Here is an 18,764-nt window from a genome sequence, read left to right as displayed (position 1 = left end):
CTTATTTAAAAATTTGTGTGAAGGTCGAGGAAACTTCATCACTATGTTCGTTCATCCATTCCCATTTCACATCAAATGTCTTAATTTCATCGAGATTCGCACGATTCTCTGCTTTCACATCGGTTCTGCCTGGCAATAAGTAGGCTTTAGCAACTAGCGCTTGAGCTTCATCAGATAGAAGATAGTCGATAAATGCCTTGGCATTATCTACATTCGGGCTTGTCTTAATAATCGCAGCCGGGCGAGGGCTAATCACTGTTCCTTCAGCAGGGTAGACGATATCTACAGGCTCTCCATCAGCTTTTGCCTTATAAGCCATGTAATCTACACCTGAGGCAACGACGGATTTAGCGCCGGTAATAACCGGATCAAGTGCCTCCTGATTGGCGCCCGCCATCGCTACACCATTGCTTTTGTATTGTTTAAAAAGATCCCAACCGCTGTCCCCTTTAGCGCTTAAATATCCAGTTACAAAATCTAGAGCCGAGCCAGATAGCGAAGGATCTGGAATATTGACGGTTCCTTTCCATTCCGCTTTAGTGAGATCATCCCATGAAGTCGGAGGTGTGCTTACTTTTTTAGTATTGTAGACAATCCCCAGTGCGGATGCGCTATAGCTAAAATAATTGCCATCTGCTGTGTCTGACCAATCGCTAACGAGCTTATCTGCATTAACCGCCTCTTTATATGGAAGCAATAAACCATCATTCTTCATCCCTTGCATGGACGGAAGGGAGGCAAGAACAACAACATCGACTACTGGATTGGACTTTTCTGCTTCCATACGGGCTAATATTTTTCCAGTAGTGCCTTGGAACATTTCCACCTTCACACCGGTTTTGGCTTCAAAGCCGTCTTTAATTTTATTGGCTAACCCTTCAGGACCTGCGCTGTAGACGACAAGACTGCCACTCAGAGCTTTCTCTGTGGGTTGTGGTGCTTCAGTTTGAGCTGTAGTGTTAGCGGTTGAAGTCGGATTGCTTGCGTTAGCAGCAGGAGTGTTAGTAGAGCTACAGCCGGCTAGACTCGCTCCGATTATAGTTGTTAGAAGAAGTGTACTAAGTCCTTTAGTGTTATTCATTGATTTCAATGTGAATGCCTCCCTAATATTTTTTGCATCTTGCTGCATGGAACAGCATCATACGAGCTATTCCATGCAGTGGACGCTTAATTCAGATGATGGATCTGGTGCTCTGAAGCGTAGACCTGGATCGTCTCTCCAACAGGTAGACGTTGATCATGATAAGCGGTCCAAGCGGTTTGGTTCTCCATTTCTAGAATGACCTCATAGCGATCACCCATATAGCTCACATGTCGAATCGTCCCCGTAAAAGGGAGGGAGGAAGCATTCTCCTGAGACCAACGTAAATGTTCCGGACGAAGCATTTGCTTATCGGGAACGATCCAGTTGGATTTTCCAATAAAATGAGCTACAAAAGGATGATTGGGTTTCTGATAAATCTCCTCAGGAGAACCTGTTTGTAAAATAGTTCCACCTTGCATCACGACCACTTCATCTGACATAGACATCGCCTCGGTTTGATCATGGGTGACATATAGAGCGGTAATACCCATGTTCCTCACCAAGGAGGTTAACTCCAGCCTCATTTCATCTCGCAAGACTGCATCCAGTGCACTTAACGGCTCGTCGAACAAAACGAGTTGGGGTCTAGTAACTACAGCTCTGGCAAAAGCAACCCGTTGCTGTTGTCCACCGGATAGCTGATGGGGAAAGCGTAGCTCGAGTCCTTCCAGTTTTACGGATCGAAGGGCTTGCTGAACCCTAATCCGTAAATCCTTTTTCTGCTTAGAGGCACGAAGTCCGAAGGCGACATTCTCGAAGACAGTTAAATGCGGCCAGAGCGCGAAATCTTGAAAGACCATGCCAAAGTTTCGGCTATGGATGGGGCGACTAATTTTTTTGTTGCCTGAGAAAATAAACTCGTCATCCATTAGGATTTCTCCAGCATCCGGTGTTTCTAGCCCAGCAATCAGACGGAGTAGTGTCGTCTTTCCACAACCTGAAGGACCGAGTAATGTCGTAAAGCTTCCAGCGGGAATCTTCAGATCTGCAGCCTTCAAGGCATGCACATCTCCGAATTTCTTTTCCAATCTGTGGATTGTAATTTCCTTCATCTCTATCTACCTGCCTGTTCTTAAGCTTGTTCTTAGTGTAAAGGTAAAGAATTCCCGCTATATTTGCTGAATGTAACTGTGATATTAACTTTTTTGCCGATTTATTTTAACATTCATAGAATTTTTCTATGTTACCGTTTAGTGAATAGGCGAGGAGTGGATGATAATGAACCTTAATTTAATCAAGCTGGAAATCGTAGAACTGTTAAATAAACATAAGAAAATAACTACAGTAGCCGATAAACTCGGACTGAAGCAGCCCACCGTTACGTACCATTTGAAGAATTTAGAGCAGCAATTGGGGGAGAAGTTATTTGAATCCAGAATGGATAAAATGATTCTTACGGAGAGTGGAAAAGCGTTTCTTCATTATGCGACTAAAATCAATGCACTAGCTGCAGAAGCGGAGCGGGTTGTAAAAGAGTTCAGTCAGGCGGGGCGAGGAACGCTTAAGATTGGTGCCAGTTACGTTCCAGCTACTTATATTCTCCCGAAAATATTGGGGATGTTTGGAGAACAACATCCGGGGATTACGATCTCTTTATCGGTTAAGCCTTCCCCTGTAATCAAAGAAATGCTGGCTAGCCATGAGATTGACCTTGGTATTTTGTCTACAGAATCTTTTTATCTACCTGATCTGCATACTCAAGCCTTGTGTGAGGACGAGCTCGTGCTTGTTTTTGCGCCATCTCATGAATTTGCCACATTTTCTAATCTAAACCCGGCTATGATTGCTTCAGCGAGTTTTATATTACATGACAAGGAATCAAGTACACGCCAACTGACGGATAAATGGTTTGAGCGTGAGGGGAATGAACCGAGGACCTATATTCTACTGGATTCACTGGAGGCCATAAAGCAATCGCTTATGAGTGGAAAGTACGTTTCGTTTATATCGCGTCTTGCTGTGGAGGATGAGGTAGCCAGAGGAAGATTGCTAATGCGCACCATTCCAGATTATAATTTTCAAAGACATATTTATTATTCGTATAACCGCGATCGTCATTATTCTCCTCTTATTGGCCTGTTCATCGATCAGATTCGAACGCTCCGTATTTAAATACACATAATGAAGGTATGCTAGAGCCATTATATATAAGAAAGAATACATAAAATATAAGGACTGTATAAATTGAGAAATTGGTGTATAATCTTAGATACTGTGTCGCTTTACAGCGCAAAATAGTTGGAGATTTTCACACAGTTTTATTGTATGATATGAGGAAAGCTTTAATAGGCGATTTTTAGACAGACAATAATTAACACATTGATCCGGAAGAGAATGGGGGGAGCAGCATGACCGAACTTACGACTACCGTCAGCAAAAGCAACTCTAACAATCTGCTGCGACGGGACGTACGGTTCTTGGGGAACATTTTAGGAGAGGTCTTGGTTCACCAAGGCGGTAACGAACTACTAGAGATCGTGGAGAAAATTCGCGAAACCAGTAAATCGCTGCGCTCACTATTTTTACCTGAACTGCACAGTGAATTTAAGGAGTTAATCAATTCTTTGGATCCAGAGAACCGTCATCAGGTAATAAGAGCGTTCGCTATTTATTTTCAGCTCGTGAATATTGCCGAACAGAACCATCGGATTCGCCGCAAACGTGACTATGAACGTTCAGCTGGGGAGACAGTCCAACCCGGTTCTATAGAAAGTGCGATTAAAGAGCTTCGTGAACGTGATTTCTCTCATGAGGAAGTTAACGAGATTATTGCAGGATTATCTCTGGAACTTGTAATGACGGCACATCCAACGGAAGCTATGCGCCGTGCTATTCTCGATATTCATAAGCGGATATCTGATGATGTTATGGGTCTGGATAACCCTACCTTAACCTTCCGGGAGCGTGAACAGCTCCGTGAGAAGCTATTAAATGAAGTGATTACGCTATGGCAAACGGATGAACTGCGTGACCGTAAGCCTACCGTACTCGATGAAGTACGTAATGGGATGTACTATTTCCATGAGACGATCTTCCATGTATTGCCCGATGTTTATCAAGAACTTGAACGTTGTCTCAGTAAATACTACCCAGGGCAGAATTGGCATGTACCAACCTACTTACGTTTTGGCTCATGGATTGGTGGAGACCGTGACGGTAACCCTTCGGTAACTTCTACAGTTACTTCACAGACCTTGCGCATGCAGCGTAAGCTGGCGATTCGGGAATATCAACGGATTATGCGTGAACTCATGAAATATCTAAGCTTTAGCACAAGTATTGTTAAGGTGACGCCTGAGCTAGTAGAATCCATTGAAGCTGATCGTGAGATCATTAATCTTGGCAAGATGGAAGAATGGCGCAATGATAATGAACCTTACCGTATTAAGCTTAGCTATATGATCTCCAAGACACAAAATGTTCTGGATGATGAGAAAAAAGATACTCTTGAGCGTTATTCTACACCTGAAGAGTTTATCGATGATTTGAACGTGATTGACCGCAGCTTACGGCATCACTATGCCGATTATGTGGCCGACACTTATATTAAGAAATTGATCCGTCAAGTGGAGCTGTTCGGTTTCCATACGGCGACACTTGATGTGCGTCAGCACAGTCAAGAACATGAGAATGCTATGACTGAAATTCTGGCGAAAATGAACATTACGCCGGATTACTCCAAACTGTCTGAAGATGAGAAGATTGAGCTACTGGAGAAGCTGTTGAATGATCCACGTCCAATCACTTCTTCTTATCAGACGTATAGTGAGGGTACAGAGGAATGTCTTGCAGTGTACCGGACGATCTTCGCTTCGCAAGAAGAGTACGGCAAACAATGTATCACTAGTTATTTGATCAGTATGGCAGAAGCGGCAAGCGATATTCTGGAGGTTATGGTCTTCTCCAAAGAGGTAGGACTATTCCGCAAAGATAATGACGGTACAGTCGTATGTACGCTGCAAGCTGTGCCACTTTTTGAAACGATTGATGATTTGCATGAAGCACCACAAATTATGAATAGATTGCTCAGCATGCCTATCTACCGCGATGCAGTAAGAGCAATGAATGATTTGCAGGAAATCATGCTTGGATATTCAGATAGTAACAAAGATGGCGGCGTGGTTACTGCTAACTATGAACTGCGTGTTGCTCTGAAAGAGATTACAGCTACAGCTGATAAGTTCGGAATCAAGCTGAAGTTCTTCCACGGTCGTGGTGGAGCGCTCGGCCGTGGCGGCATGCCGCTTAACCGCAGCATTCTGGCTCAGCCAGCCTCGACGATTGGCGGCGGCATTAAGATCACCGAGCAGGGAGAAGTTATCTCCTCCCGTTATTCGATGCAAGGGATTGCTTACCGCAGTCTAGAGCAAGCGACATCTGCGCTTGTGACAGCAGCGATCAATGCGAGAATTCCACAAGCGGATTTATATGAAGAGAAGTGGGAAGAGATTGTTGCCCGTATCTCTGAAGTGTCGCTTCACAAATATCAGGATTTGATATTCCGTGATCCGGACTTCCTGACTTATTTCAAAGAATCTACACCTCTGCCTGAGGTTGGAGAGCTTAATATTGGTTCACGCCCTTCCAAACGGAAGAACAGTGACCGCTTTGAAGACTTGCGTGCAATTCCGTGGGTATTTGCGTGGACACAAAGCCGTTATTTGCTTCCAGCGTGGTATGCTGCTGGAACCGGACTGCAGAGTTTCTATGAGGGTAAGGAAGAGAATCTGAAGATAATGCAGCATATGTATGAGAACTTCTCATTCTTTACTACACTGATAGATACGCTGCAAATGGCTATTTCAAAAGCGGACCTGATCATTGCTAAGGAATACGCCAGCATGGGCAAGAACGAGGAAGCACGTCAACGGATCTTCGGCCAGATTGAAGATGAATTCAAACTGACCTCTGAGTTGATCCTGAAGATTACTGGTCAGCAGGATATTCTGGATAATGTCCCTGTGATTCAGGAGTCGATTAGACTCCGCAATCCTTACGTTGATCCACTTAGCTACCTGCAGGTTCAATTGCTATCTGAGCTTAGAGCGCTCCGTGAAGTTGACGGAGACGATAGCGAATTGCTTCGCGAAGTATTGCTTACCATCAATGGCATTGCCGCTGGTCTTCGGAATACTGGCTGATATAGTCTTAACACAAAAAGTCCGCCCTTTATCGGGGCGGACTTTTTGTGCTTGTATAGGAAATTATGCAGTATCCGGCAGATTCTAAAAGATTACTTTCATGGATTCATGGAAATGCAAGGTCATCATCTGACCAATAGTCTTCATAGAAGCATTATAGACCGAGAAAAAAGTGATGCGCTGTGGCACACGCGTTATGGACTTTGCCAGGAATGTGTGCAAAGGATGCACAAAAGGAGCCCGGAGCCCGTGTTTATTTGCATCTTTATAGGAATTACTGTCTGTTCGCACACATAAACATTTTTAAGTTTCATATTTCTCTGCTTCAGGGTCAAAATGCTGAATTAAAGGGAATTATTACCTGTAAATCGGTATTTCAAGCTCATTTCGATAAAATATAGGGAATTGTTCCCTTTATATTAGCTGAACTTGGTGTAATTAATTGAATTTGACCAATATACAGGGAGAAATTCCTTATAACTTGGTCATAAAACAGCTGTGACCTAAGTTATAGGGAGGTTTTCCCTATAACTTGTTCCATCAAAATGAAACCCTCAACCAAAATGAAACCCTCAACCTACATTGGAGTTCTTACTCGCCAAATCACCGAAAACCCTGCGTAAAGTACAACAATGTCTGCTCTATATGCGATAAATTTAAACCAACAGAAGCCTATTCAACCGACGGGGTGATTTTGTTGCCTAATACGAGTTACTTCGCTCATAAACTAAATATTGTGCTGCGAAGTGATTCTTTTGTCCTGAAAAATATTGTGGTGCTTTGCCCAATATTGATCTTTCAGGCCCTACCCAAGTAACCGAGATGTAAGCGAAGGTAAATAGTGTGGCACTTATTATTCAGGTGATGGAGTAGCGTAGAGAATGTTTGGAACTGTAGGAGCGTTAGCGATCTCCTTTATTGTCAGATTTCTACCGCGAGTAGCGGTTTAAATCAGGAAATCTGACAATAACAGCGACCGGAAGTCCAAATATTTCTCGAAGCTGCACTTAATCACCTATACCAAGTTGTCCAGTTTTTAACTCAGTTTACAGAGAAGGTTACAATACAATCCTTGATTTTTACACAAACTTGAATTACGATTTAATTGCTTGTACCGTGGATATTTGAAAATAAATACCAAGGGCGGCAAGTCTGGGGGAGTTAACAGGTGGAGAATTTGGAAGGCAGATTGACAAAGCTCGCCTTAAAAGGCGACCAAAGGGCATTTGCCGAGCTTGTGGAACTATATAAAGACAAAATATATCATTTGGCGTACCGGATGCTGAACAATCGCCATGAGGCGGAGGATATAGTTCAGGAGACCTTTTTGCGTGTGTATAGAAACTTGGATCGGTATGATGATAAACAGAAGTTCTCTACCTGGATTTATCGGATTGGAACGAACCTCTGTATTGATAGATTACGCAAACGGAAACCAACCTATTCGCTCGATGCAGATATGAACGATCAGGAGGGCCTTGACGGCTATTCGTTGATTCCAAGTGATAATGTAACACCTGAGACCGAATTGCTGCTCTCTGAGACACAGGGGCTAATCTATGAGGCTATTGACAGTCTGCCTGTGAAATACAGGTCTGTGATGATTCTTAGATACCTGCAGGATTTGTCGCTTCAGGAAATAAGTGACGTGCTCGACATGCCTGTAACCACGATTAAGACGCGTGTACACCGAGGTCGTGAATTTTTACGTAAAAAATTAGGCCCGAAAATGTAAAAATAGATTTTTTTTTTATGAAACATCTTTGGGAGAGCGACGTATGTAAGTTAAGCAAGTCTTATGTGTCCTGACCCTTTGTCTTAGGATAATTAAATAGCACTCATGAAAGGATTGGCTCCTATGGAATGCAAACTGGCCGTCTCTATGATGCACGACTACTTGGATGACGACTTGCCCGATCAGCAGCAGAGGGAGTTGAAGGAGCATCTTCTATCCTGTCCAGATTGCCGTGCAAAGTTTAAAGAATTAGAACAGACAGATATGTTGATGTTCTCCCTAATGCATCAGAATCCTGTTGCCTCAGATGATCTTGTGAGCCGGATAATGAGTTCATTGCCAAAGACCAAGAAAGAAAATGCTTTTGTTACCTGGATCAAGAGACACCCTGCACTTACAGCGGCATCTCTGTTTCTTGTCGTAATGCTGATGAGTTCCGTAACTTTTTGGAGTCCAGATAGACAACTTGTAGTTAGAGGTGCAGATCTGGATCAAGTGGTTATCAAAGGGGATACTGTAATCGTACCTTCCGGCAAGATTATTACCGGTGACCTTACCATAGAGAATGGTAAAGCACAGGTATATGGGGAAGTGAACGGCAACGTAACAGTCATTGACGGTTCTTTGTATCAGGCTTCAACAGCTCATATTTCTGGGCAAGTCAAAAGCATAGACCAAGCGGTAAGTTGGCTCTGGTATAAAGTGACGAACATGTTCTCTGAAGTTGCCTACCGTTAAAGAAAGCGACAGTGGTTACCTTGAGCTGGAATATTATTTTGCGCCTCTTTTTCCGGAAAGATGGCGCTTTTTTGTTGCCTAAATTTAGAAAAATTAGAAAATGGGTGAGGGGCTAAACTTGCAACTGGAGCCCGAACGTTATAACCTAGATATTGATACAGATCTAACAGACATTTTACATAAACCCAGCTAATATGAAATGACGGGGGTTTTAGGCAATGAGTTATTTTACAGACTTAACATGGAAAGATTCCATTAAAGATATTATTGATATACTGATCGTCAGCTACATTATTTATAAAGTACTTAATATGGTCCGCGGAACTCGAGCGATTCAGCTGCTGAAGGGGATTCTGGTCCTGGTTTTGATTTGGGCTGTGAGTACCATGCTAGACCTCTATACGCTCAAATGGCTAATGAATCAAATGTTTACATTCGGTGTGCTGGCAGTCTTTATCATCTTTCAGCCGGAACTACGAAGGGGACTGGAGCAGCTTGGACGAGGTAAATTTTTCGGACGGGCTGGGGAAAGTGATGAAGAACTCAGTAAATTAATTGGCGAAGTGATTAAAGCCGTAAATTATTTATCACATAGAAAAATAGGGGCATTAATCGTATTCGAGCGAGAGACAGGCCTTAATGAATATACGGAATCGGGTATCGCCATGCGTTCTTTAGTCAGCTCTGAGTTGCTGATTAACATCTTTATACCTAACACCCCTCTGCATGACGGAGCCCTTATTATGCAGGGGAATCAGATCGCCGCGGCTGCATGTTATTTACCTTTGTCCGAGAACCCTTTTATTAGCAAGGAACTGGGGACAAGACATCGCGCGGCTATCGGGATTAGTGAGGTTGCGGACTCTGTGTCTGTCATTGTCTCGGAGGAGACAGGACAGATTTCTCTGGCCATCAATGGTCAAATTGTAAGGGACATTAAGGAAGAATCAATGATTTCGAAGCTCCATCAAGAGCTGAGTGTAAGTTCATCGCTGAAGGAGAAAGGTTCAACTTTCTGGAAACGGAAGGGGGACAAAAATCATGGATAAGTGGATGAACAATAACAATTTCAATAAAATTCTAGCCCTTGCATTTGGGATCATACTGTTTACTATGGTTCGTATCGACACTGCGCCTGTTGGACAGACCACGGTCGATACTAAATCGAAGATAATTGAGAATGTAAAGATCGAAGAGATCGGTCTAGATAAAGATAAATTTGTACTGGAATACAAGGATGTAGATAGTGTGAGTATGGAGGTTAAGGGGAAGAACTCGGATATCTCTTTTCAGTTCTCGGACGACTATAAAGTGACCCTTGATCTAAGTAAGGTTGAGCCTGGAGATAATACGTTGCCACTCTCATATTCATTACCTAGAGGTGTAACTCTTGTCAGAATGACTCCTAAAGAGGTCAATGTACATGTAGAGCTGCGAAATACAAAGTCTTTTCCCATAACATTGGTTACCAAGGGAGAACCAGCAGCAGGGTATCAATTAGGTACCCCAGTCTTGCAGCCTACGGATACTGTTGAGGTTACGCTGCCAGATAATGAGTTAAGCAAAGTGGTGAAGGTACAAGGCACTATTGAGCTAAATGGCGAGAACGAAACCTTTAAAGAGAAGAAATTGAAGCTGCATGCTTATGATAATGAAGGAAAAGAAGTGAAGGATGCCGTCATTGAGCCGGCTACCGTTTCGGTGGAATTGCCAATTACCTTGCCTTTTAAGAGCTTACCGCTGGATATCGGCTTTACCGGACAACTTCCGGGTTCTCTCGTCTTATCAAATGTGACACCTGAGCTGGAATCAGTCGTGGTATATGGTCAAGCCAATGCGTTAGCTGCATTATCTACCTATGAAGCAAGTGTCGATCTTAGCGCTATAGATTCTGCAGGAACGAAGCAGCTGAAGGTAGAACTGAAACCTCCGGCAGGAACTGAGAAAGTAATGCCTGAAACCGTGAACGTTTCATTAACGATTTCAGAAATTGCTGAACGGACGGTTGAAGCGGTACCCATCAAGTTACAGGGTGTCGGTGATGAGTTTGAAGGAAGTATTGTTAATCCAACAAGCAAGGATATAGCCCTTACCTTAACAGGTGCACCTACTTTGCTAAATCAACTAAATAAAGACGATATAGGTGTTGTGGCTGATGTGACTGGCCTGACTGCCGGGACTCACGAGGTTTCTTTACGGGTATCACTGCCTAAATTCATCGCACTGGCTAATTCAAGTGTGCCTCTTACGGTAACTGTACAGTTGCTGTCACCTGCAACGCCGGTGCCTACGCCTCATCCAGACACGGGTAGTGTAACTACTCCTGAGCCAAGCTCTGAACCTGTTATAGGCGATGAGGAGGCCACTGAGAAGCCTACCCATAGCGGAGAAGTTGGAGCTACAGCGACGCCTGTCCCCACGGATAGCAGTCCAGAGAATAATGGCACAGCTAACACAAGTACGAATTCCGAAAATCCTGTAGGTACAGGGGGAACGTAACCTTTTGTTGAAATACGTCTTTTAGGATATGTCCCAAAGGTACACCAAAATAGTATTCAAATCATAGGATAGAACATTAAGCTAATGTAGCGTATTCAAAGGAGAAAAATAATGGGGAAGTATTTTGGAACTGACGGTGTGCGGGGAGTAGCAAACCGTGAATTAACTGCAGAAATGGCTTATAGCATTGGTCGCTGTGGAGGATATGTACTAGCGGGTAACGTGCATAAACCAAAGGTTGTCATTGGAATGGATACACGTATTTCCGGACCTTTGCTCGAATCGGCTCTTATTGCTGGTTTGCTGTCTATTGGGGCAGATGTAATCCGTATAGGTGTAGTGAGTACACCTGCTGTTGCTTATATTACGAGATTATTAAAGGCAGATGCAGGGGTCATGATTTCGGCATCACATAATCCGGTTGAAGATAATGGCATTAAGTTCTTTGGCGGAGATGGTTTCAAGCTTACGGATGAAACTGAGCTGCGTATTGAAGAACTAATGGATGCTGAAGTTGATGAATTGCCTCGTCCTATCGGCTCTGGTTTAGGTATGGTTACGGTTGATAATGACGCCAAGTACCTCTATCTGGAGTATTTGAAGACAACCATTTCTCAAGATTTCAAGGGAATTAAGGTTGTACTCGACTGTGCTCACGGCGCAGCGTATGAACTTGCACCAAGATTGTTTAGAGAGCTGGGCGCTGAGGTTATTTCTATTGGTGCTGAGCCTGATGGATTGAATATTAATGCTGGATTTGGTTCAACACATCCAGAGACTTTGCGTGAGGAAGTATTACGTCATGGAGCGGATTTGGGACTTGCTTTTGACGGAGATGCTGACCGATTGATTGCGATCGATAATAAAGGCGATGAAGTTGACGGAGACTTTATTCTCTGTATTTGTGGGGATGCAATGAACCGTGCTGGCAAGCTGAAAGATAGCACGATTGTATCAACGGTTATGAGTAATATCGGATTCTACAAAGCTACCGAGAAATTATCCCTGAACACTGCTAAAACAGCTGTAGGCGACCGGTATGTGATGGAAGAAATGCGCCGTGGTGGTTTTAATCTAGGTGGAGAACAGTCTGGACATGTTATCTTCCTTGATTATAATACAACAGGTGATGGTATTCTGACGGCTATCCAGCTGGTAGATACGCTTAAAGCTTCCGGTAAGCAGCTTAGCGAGGTTAAGAGCATGATGACGAAATACCCGCAGGTGCTGGTCAATGTTCGGGTACAAGATAAGACCAATTATCCTAACAACCAGGCTATCGAAGCAGCTATCGCTGAAGTAGAAGGCAAGCTAGGCGACAATGGCCGTGTGCTTGTACGTCCGTCCGGCACGGAGTCTTTAATCCGTGTCATGGCAGAAGGCCCTGATAAGGCAGATCTAGATCTTTATGTGAATCAAATTGTAGAAGTTGTTCAACGCGAATTGGTATAATTCATTATCATACCTATATAGCCGGTGTAGAGAGCGAGAACGATTCGGACTCGTTACACCGGTGTTTATTATTTTTGGATGGATCGTCTGAACAGGGATTTGTGAAATTTAGGTTGGTGCAGCATTGCCAAAGTAATGTAAGGTGCATATAATAGATTAAGTGTCATTCTAGAAGGAAAGCGGGGATTGTGAGGTTTGCAATAGCAAGCGCCAGAGCTTGGTCGAGCGCGGGGGAGAAGGGAAAGCTGCTACATGGTTATGTAGACAAGGGCTTGAACGGATCACGGCAGACGTAAGCTGACGAGGTGGAGGTGTTCGAAATGTTCGGCGGGGACCTCCCGGTGATGCACCAGAGCCGTAAATGGAGACGGAAAATGGAAGGGCGACCTTTCACACAACGTTTTCATGGGTGCATAAGAAATATAAAATTCATGTGTGCGCGCATCGTAAAGAAACACGGTAGTTCTGCCACGGCAGAGAAGAAGGCTGTGCATTTCATGAACATAAGATGTAAGTGACAGTTTATTTTGTTGATCCAAAAACACAACAGAATATTTGCTTTTTCTCAAAAACATGCCGCACGGCACGTTTCTTTCCTTATGCCGCCACATTACGATAACTCGGACGGGGGAAATAATAATGTGTGGTATTGTAGGATATATTGGTAATCAGAATTCGCAGGGGATCTTGGTTGAAGGATTGAAGAAGCTGGAGTATCGGGGATATGATTCCGCTGGTATAGCTGTATTCACTGGGGAAGGACTGCAGGTAGTGAAAGCACAAGGCCGTTTGGCGAATCTGCAGTCGAAGCTGGAAGGCAGCCCACTGGCAGGTAGCGCAGGTATCGGACACACACGCTGGGCAACTCACGGTAAACCATCCGATGAGAACTCCCATCCACATACGGATAACAGCATGAAGTTCTCGGTCGTTCATAACGGTATTGTCGAAAACTATCTGGATCTGAAAGAAGAGCTGATCGCTGGCGGATGCCACTTTGTCTCCGAAACAGATACAGAAGTTATTTCACACCTGATTGCTCGCGAATATGATGGAGATATTGTGAAAGCTGTTCAAAAAGCGATTACCTTCATGCGCGGTGCTTTTGCATTAGGCGTCCTGACTGAATATGAACCAGATAAATTGGTGGCTGTGCGTCAAGCAAGCCCGCTCATTATCGGACTTGGCGAAGGAGAAAACTTTATCGGGTCAGATATTCCTGCACTGCTTGAATATACCCGTAACGTATATATTTTGAACGACGGCGAAATGGCAGTCTTGACAAGAGATGCTGTCGAACTGATGACGATTGAAGGAAACTTTATTTCTCGGGAAATGATTACTGTCGATTGGGATGCAGTTACCGCAGAAAAAGGCGGCTACGAACATTTCATGTTGAAAGAAATCCACGAGCAGCCTAAGGCTTACCGCGACACTATGCGTGGTCGTATTAATGCTGAAGGCAACAAGGTTGTTTTGCCAGAGTTGAACATCACAGAAGAACAAATCAAGAACATCCGTAACATCCAAGTTGTTGCTTGCGGAACGGCATACAACGCTGGTGTGGTAGGACGTACTATGATCGAATCTTTGGTTCGTATTCCAGTAGAGAATGACATTGCTTCGGAATACCGTTACCGTTCACCAATCGTGACCCCGGAAACTTTGGTTATCGTTGTCAGCCAATCCGGTGAGACTGCAGATACATTGGCAGCTCTTCGTGAAGCGCAAGCTAACGGTGCACATGTTCTGGCAATCACAAACGTAGTGGGCAGCTCTATTGCTCGCGAAGCGAATGATGTGTTGGTAACCTTGGCAGGTCCAGAAATTGCAGTAGCCTCGACCAAAGCCTACACTTCACAATTGGTCGCTTTCGGATTGTTTGCTCTTTACTTGGCTGAAGTTCGCGGTACACAAACCGAAGCTCAAGTGGCTAAGATTTTAGCAGCTATGCAAGCTCTACCAGAACAAGTGGAAGAGATCCTAGCTCAAAAAGAAGCGATCAAAGGTTATGCAGAGCAAATTTCTGAGCACAAGAACCTGTTCTTCATCGGCCGCGGCGTAGATTATGCTGTTGCTCAAGAAGGTTCCTTGAAGCTGAAAGAAATTTCTTATATTCACTCCGAAGCTTATGCTGCAGGTGAATTGAAACACGGTACATTGGCTCTGATCGAGGAAGGTGTTCCTGTTATTGCCCTGGCAACTCAGGAAGCTGTGCTTGAGAAGACCGTCAGCAACATCAAAGAAGTGAAAGCTCGCGGCGCAGACGTGCTTGCAATCACTCACCAAGAGCATTTGACTGACCTGCTTAGATCAGTAGATCAAGTGTTTGTTATTCCTAAGACATTGCCAATGCTCACAGCAGCGTTGTCCGTAGTACCTCTGCAATTATTGTCTTATTATGCTTCTCTTGCGCTAGGTCATGATGTGGATAAACCACGTAACTTGGCGAAGAGTGTTACTGTGGAGTAGGATTGTTGGGGATAGCCAATTAATGTAGAATGACATTAAAGTTGGTTATTAGACATTAATGTGAGTAACTTAACAATAATGTTTGTATCTTAACAAAATAGATTGTAATTACTGTTTATAATCATTTTAGCTTGCTAAGTCGCTCATATTTTTGAGCGGCTTTTTTATGCCTTTAAAGAGGAAGATAGGAAAACGAAGTAAAATTAGGCTTTACTGTGAGGAGAAAATAAAGTGTTAGACTCAGCAAATAAAGTTGTAGACTCGGAAAATAAAGTATTAGACTGACGCTGCTTGATTAAGCTAACGGGCAGTTTAGAGCAACATTAAATTCGGTATAATTTTGAAAGGAATGACAGCGGTGAAGACAGATAAAGAAATGTTGATATCGGTTATATACAACGACACTTCAAGAGATGACGAAATTGACGATGCCGTTATGGATTTATCCAAATTTGATGACGATGGAGTGATACAAATTCTTATGAAAGTAGCAAATGACGCTTCATTCGATCACATGATAAGAGCCAGTGCAGGAGAATCTTTGGCAGATATTTGGTTAAGAAGAAGTATCATCAACTATACACAGTTAGGAACTCTGACAGAGATTGCATTGAAAGAAGCATTGGCAATGATTAAATCCAACCGAACTGATTGGTATACGACTTTTTCGGAATTATTCCCGATGAAAGTAAAGTGAGAACCGATTTTACGCTAATAGAACACGATTGCCTTCTGAGTTTTCTCACCGTACTATCCCTCCTTTACTACCCGTTTGTGTCAACTGCGTCCTATCTGTTGGGAGAGGAGGGATACTCCTACTCCCTTATATCTTCGTACTGTGCAGATTTGCCTATAATTACCGGAATAAAGAGATTTGGCCGAAATTAGCATGCAGAATCGCATTTAATTGAGAGGTCTGGCACGTTCCTGCGTCTCTCCCGAGCTTAAGTTTCTCATTTCGGGCTGGAATCCGGCATGATGGGTGCCCCTGTCAGTCCAAAATTCCGGGAAAAATGCGCGGCTTGGCATACGGTTCTGATTGTGGCATTTAGCGAAAATGCCAGCCGCAGTTTTTTGAAGATTAAGAATATAGATGTAACCTTTTACCCGTCTCATACATCTAATCAGCAGAAACAGTGACAACGAATGAACAATAAGACCTCATAGAGAATGGAGGCTGACGGTTGGATATTGATCAAGAGGAAGAAGTCAGGCGCGCGCAGGAAGGAGACGAGGAAGCTTTCATCCATCTAGTGAAAAGGCTGGAGCTGCAAATGTACAATGTGGCGAAATCGATTGTGAAGAAGGATGAGGATTGTGCAGACGCGATGCAGGAAACGGTATTGAAGGCCTACAAGGCCATTTCAACGCTGCACAGCCCCTATTTTTTCAAAACATGGCTGTTTCGTATTTTGATCAACGAATGCAATCTGATTTTACGTAAGCGTGCGCAGAATATCACTATGGCCGAGCTACCCCAGAGGCAAACGGTTTCCACCGAAGTTGAAGCTATCGACCTTCGCGAAGCGGTCTACCGGTTGGAGGAAGTGTCGCGGACGATCATTATCCTGCATTATTTTCAGGATCTTCCGCTGCAGCAGATTGCAGACATCATGGAGCTGTCCGAGAGCGCGGTCAAGACACGGCTGCACAGGGCAAGGAAAACGTTATATGGATGGCTTACAGACCCCGCAGAAAGGAAGGTGAACGCATGAGCAATCCGGAACTTGAGCTTGATCTGGGAATCTTGAAAGAGCAGAGGATTGAAGAGATGCCGGAATTAGTACGTGTCCGTATGGAGCAAACCTATCAAATGATGAGCAGCGTACCTCCGAAGCCTGTCTCTGTCAAGAAAAAAAGCCGCTGGCTGCGGAATGTTATGATTACAATGGCAAGTGTGGCGGCTGCGGGAGTTATTTTCATCAGTCTGGGATTCATTTCACCTGCGATGGCTCAAACCTTGAAACAAATTCCCTTCGTAGACAGTGTATTCAGATTGGCGGGAGACCTCGGGCTGCAAACCGCGAATGAGAAAGGGATGACTGCAGCTGTCCATCAGACGGTTACCCATCAAGGAGTAACGCTTAGTGTATCCGAACTGATGTATGACGGGAGCCGTTTATCCCTGGTGTTGACCCGTGATATGCCGGAGGACGCGAATGAAACTTTTTATGATTTGTGGGGGAGCGAGAAGGGTCCGGAAGGGCTTGTGAACAACATCGACTTTTTTATCAACGGTGAACCGGTAAATACCAGCTGGGGGATCTCCTCCGGCGGAGACCAGGCCCCTGACTCCCTCATTGTTACCACCTTTGAATCGGTAGAGGTGCCCGACGAGTTCGATTTTTCTATGGTGGTCAGAATAGCTAAGCTAAATCAGGATTTCGAATTCAATATTTCGGTGAAAAAGAATAATACGAACAGTATCGTGCTGACCCCGGCAGAGATGAAGATACACGATCATATCCACATGAAAATCAAGCGAATCGAGCTTAGCCAAACGACGACCCGTTTGGTTGTCGAGATTAGGGGTGAGCCCGGTGAAGACATTCGGGAGTTTCAGCAAAAGATTCCGGATAAATATAAAATCACAGGGTTCCTTAATATTGATTTTGATCTTACCGATGAGCAGGGGCGAACCCCGACATTTATCGGAGGCAGCGGTTCGGGTGAAGGAGATTATTTATCCTATACAACCATGTTTGAGCCGATGGAGGCCACGCCGAAAACGGTCACCGTAAAGCCGTATATCCGCTCCAGAGAAAATAAAGTATATATTCCCGAGCTTGAATTTACAGTGCCTGTACAATAGCAGATTGGCAAAAAAATCTCCGGCAGATCACTTGGGACTGACCCACGTTTATGAGACAGGGATCAAAACACCTTGCAAGTTTAAGCAGCCAGTCGTCGGAAATCCACCGGCGACTGGTTATTTAGTTTCGCTTGAATCCGAATTGAGTTATAGTAGGTGATGTAGTCTCGAACGGTCTGTTCAACGATTGCCGTCGTTGTACACATAAGATCTTCGAGGTAGAACGTGCTGCTTATGATCGCAAAAAAAAGTATCGTTCTGGCAATTCGATGATTCACACACATAAATAATTCCTTTTCTTTCTGCTTTGAAATAACTCATATTAATCATCCTCGCTCTTCGTACTTGGAATCTGCTGACGTTGAGCTTCCATCAAATTACGTTTAAATGTAACAAGAGCTGCGGATACGATACTCCAGATTTCAGTTTCAGATAATGATTCAGGATCTACCCTTCTAATACCGCTATTTCCTTAATCCTCTTATTATCAAAAGATTCTAATCTAACTTGCATCGTTTTCACTCCTTCACAGTTTGCGTCTACTGCTCAGTATCTTCGTACTATGCAACAATCAATATGACTCTCGATGAAAAATCTTCTTTAAGCTAACTGTGAGGCTAGCGTAAACAAAATGATCAAAAGTATTAACCATACGTAGTTAATTACATTTCGGGATTAGCGAAATGATTTTCGGCAGCTTCGTTTGGTTAACGGGGGTAGTTTAAGTAAATGTAAATATTTACTTGAGAACTAGTGTTCGGTATAATAAACTTGATTCCATTACAAAAAGGAGATGTTGGATATGTATAAACACATTAAAGATTTTGCCGC

At 43.7% G+C, this 18,764-nt stretch carries 14 protein-coding genes; 11 read left to right on the top strand and 3 right to left on the bottom strand.

What is annotated here, in order from left to right; translation table 11 throughout:
• Window position 1: 1 nt before the first annotated feature.
• Together PAENI_RS31115 and PAENI_RS31110 are read right to left on the bottom strand one after the other, a co-directional pair.
• Window positions 2-1,081, bottom strand: a complete 1,080-nt coding sequence (locus PAENI_RS31115; protein ID WP_149647941.1) for an ABC transporter substrate-binding protein — start codon at window positions 1,079-1,081, stop codon at window positions 2-4.
• Window positions 1,082-1,167: 86 nt separating this feature from the next.
• Window positions 1,168-2,136: an ABC transporter ATP-binding protein gene (locus PAENI_RS31110; protein WP_149647922.1), complete on the bottom strand. Its 969-nt coding sequence runs from the start codon at window positions 2,134-2,136 to the stop codon at window positions 1,168-1,170.
• A 166-nt stretch (window positions 2,137-2,302) separates the two neighbouring features.
• On the opposite strand from PAENI_RS31110, the gene PAENI_RS31105 reads away from it, so the two are divergent.
• The 11 genes from PAENI_RS31105 (at window position 2,303) to PAENI_RS31055 (ending at window position 17,933) form a co-directional block, all read left to right on the top strand.
• A complete protein-coding gene (locus PAENI_RS31105; RefSeq protein ID WP_149647921.1) occupies window positions 2,303-3,196 on the top strand; it encodes a LysR family transcriptional regulator in 894 nt (297 codons plus the stop codon).
• A gap of 236 nt (window positions 3,197-3,432) precedes the next feature.
• Window positions 3,433-6,225, top strand: coding sequence for a phosphoenolpyruvate carboxylase (ppc, locus tag PAENI_RS31100; protein ID WP_076285561.1), 2,793 nt, complete (start codon window positions 3,433-3,435; stop codon window positions 6,223-6,225).
• Between the two features lie 1,168 nt (window positions 6,226-7,393).
• Window positions 7,394-7,960, top strand: a complete 567-nt coding sequence (gene sigW, locus PAENI_RS31095; RefSeq protein WP_042192081.1) for an RNA polymerase sigma factor SigW — start codon at window positions 7,394-7,396, stop codon at window positions 7,958-7,960.
• A 123-nt stretch (window positions 7,961-8,083) separates the two neighbouring features.
• Window positions 8,084-8,698: a zf-HC2 domain-containing protein gene (locus tag PAENI_RS31090; protein ID WP_042192079.1), complete on the top strand. Its 615-nt coding sequence runs from the start codon at window positions 8,084-8,086 to the stop codon at window positions 8,696-8,698.
• 218 nt (window positions 8,699-8,916) lie between these two features.
• Window positions 8,917-9,747, top strand: a complete 831-nt coding sequence (cdaA, locus tag PAENI_RS31085; protein WP_042192076.1) for a diadenylate cyclase CdaA — start codon at window positions 8,917-8,919, stop codon at window positions 9,745-9,747.
• Window positions 9,740-11,197 carry a CdaR family protein gene (locus PAENI_RS31080; RefSeq protein ID WP_149647920.1) on the top strand — a complete coding sequence of 486 codons (1,458 nt, stop codon included), beginning with the start codon at window positions 9,740-9,742 and terminating at the stop codon, window positions 11,195-11,197. The genes cdaA and PAENI_RS31080 overlap by 8 nt, the downstream gene beginning before the upstream one ends.
• A gap of 111 nt (window positions 11,198-11,308) precedes the next feature.
• Entirely contained in the window at window positions 11,309-12,649 is a 1,341-nt protein-coding gene (gene glmM / locus PAENI_RS31075; RefSeq protein WP_042192071.1) for a phosphoglucosamine mutase, read from the top strand.
• 639 nt (window positions 12,650-13,288) lie between these two features.
• On the top strand, window positions 13,289-15,121 hold the full coding sequence (gene glmS, locus PAENI_RS31070; protein ID WP_042192067.1) for a glutamine--fructose-6-phosphate transaminase (isomerizing): 1,833 nt from the start codon (window positions 13,289-13,291) through the stop codon (window positions 15,119-15,121).
• A 340-nt stretch (window positions 15,122-15,461) separates the two neighbouring features.
• Complete coding sequence (locus PAENI_RS31065) at window positions 15,462-15,818, top strand: hypothetical protein (protein WP_223179046.1); 357 nt, start codon at window positions 15,462-15,464, stop codon at window positions 15,816-15,818.
• Between the two features lie 493 nt (window positions 15,819-16,311).
• Entirely contained in the window at window positions 16,312-16,836 is a 525-nt protein-coding gene (locus PAENI_RS31060; RefSeq protein ID WP_149647940.1) for a sigma-70 family RNA polymerase sigma factor, read from the top strand.
• Window positions 16,833-17,933: a DUF4179 domain-containing protein gene (locus PAENI_RS31055; RefSeq protein ID WP_188114763.1), complete on the top strand. Its 1,101-nt coding sequence runs from the start codon at window positions 16,833-16,835 to the stop codon at window positions 17,931-17,933. Before PAENI_RS31060 ends, PAENI_RS31055 begins: the two co-directional genes overlap by 4 nt.
• 80 nt (window positions 17,934-18,013) lie before the next feature.
• Here the strand turns inward: PAENI_RS31055 and PAENI_RS33160 are convergent, their stop codons facing one another.
• Entirely contained in the window at window positions 18,014-18,211 is a 198-nt protein-coding gene (locus PAENI_RS33160; protein ID WP_179085823.1) for an IS3 family transposase, read from the bottom strand.
• Between the last annotated feature and the right edge of the window lie 553 nt (window positions 18,212-18,764).

The organism is Paenibacillus sp. B2(2019) (assembly GCF_008370385.1).
Lineage (GTDB): Bacteria > Bacillota > Bacilli > Paenibacillales > Paenibacillaceae > Paenibacillus_AQ.
This window is presented reverse-complemented; position numbering and strand designations above follow the sequence as displayed.

What these genes read in the sequence shown, in the direction of transcription:
- PAENI_RS31080 (WP_149647920.1), top strand. Translation starts at nt 9,740, where the DNA reads ATGGATAAGTGGATGAACAATAACAATTTCAATAAAATTCTAGCCCTT.
- glmS (WP_042192067.1), top strand. Translation starts at nt 13,289, where the DNA reads ATGTGTGGTATTGTAGGATATATTGGTAATCAGAATTCGCAGGGGATC.
- PAENI_RS31055 (WP_188114763.1), top strand. Translation starts at nt 16,833, where the DNA reads ATGAGCAATCCGGAACTTGAGCTTGATCTGGGAATCTTGAAAGAGCAG.
- PAENI_RS31090 (WP_042192079.1), top strand. Translation starts at nt 8,084, where the DNA reads ATGGAATGCAAACTGGCCGTCTCTATGATGCACGACTACTTGGATGAC.
- PAENI_RS31110 (WP_149647922.1), bottom strand. Translation starts at nt 2,136, where the DNA reads ATGAAGGAAATTACAATCCACAGATTGGAAAAGAAATTCGGAGATGTG.
- PAENI_RS31115 (WP_149647941.1), bottom strand. Translation starts at nt 1,081, where the DNA reads ATGAATAACACTAAAGGACTTAGTACACTTCTTCTAACAACTATAATC.
- glmM (WP_042192071.1), top strand. Translation starts at nt 11,309, where the DNA reads ATGGGGAAGTATTTTGGAACTGACGGTGTGCGGGGAGTAGCAAACCGT.
- ppc (WP_076285561.1), top strand. Translation starts at nt 3,433, where the DNA reads ATGACCGAACTTACGACTACCGTCAGCAAAAGCAACTCTAACAATCTG.
- cdaA (WP_042192076.1), top strand. Translation starts at nt 8,917, where the DNA reads ATGAGTTATTTTACAGACTTAACATGGAAAGATTCCATTAAAGATATT.
- PAENI_RS31105 (WP_149647921.1), top strand. Translation starts at nt 2,303, where the DNA reads ATGAACCTTAATTTAATCAAGCTGGAAATCGTAGAACTGTTAAATAAA.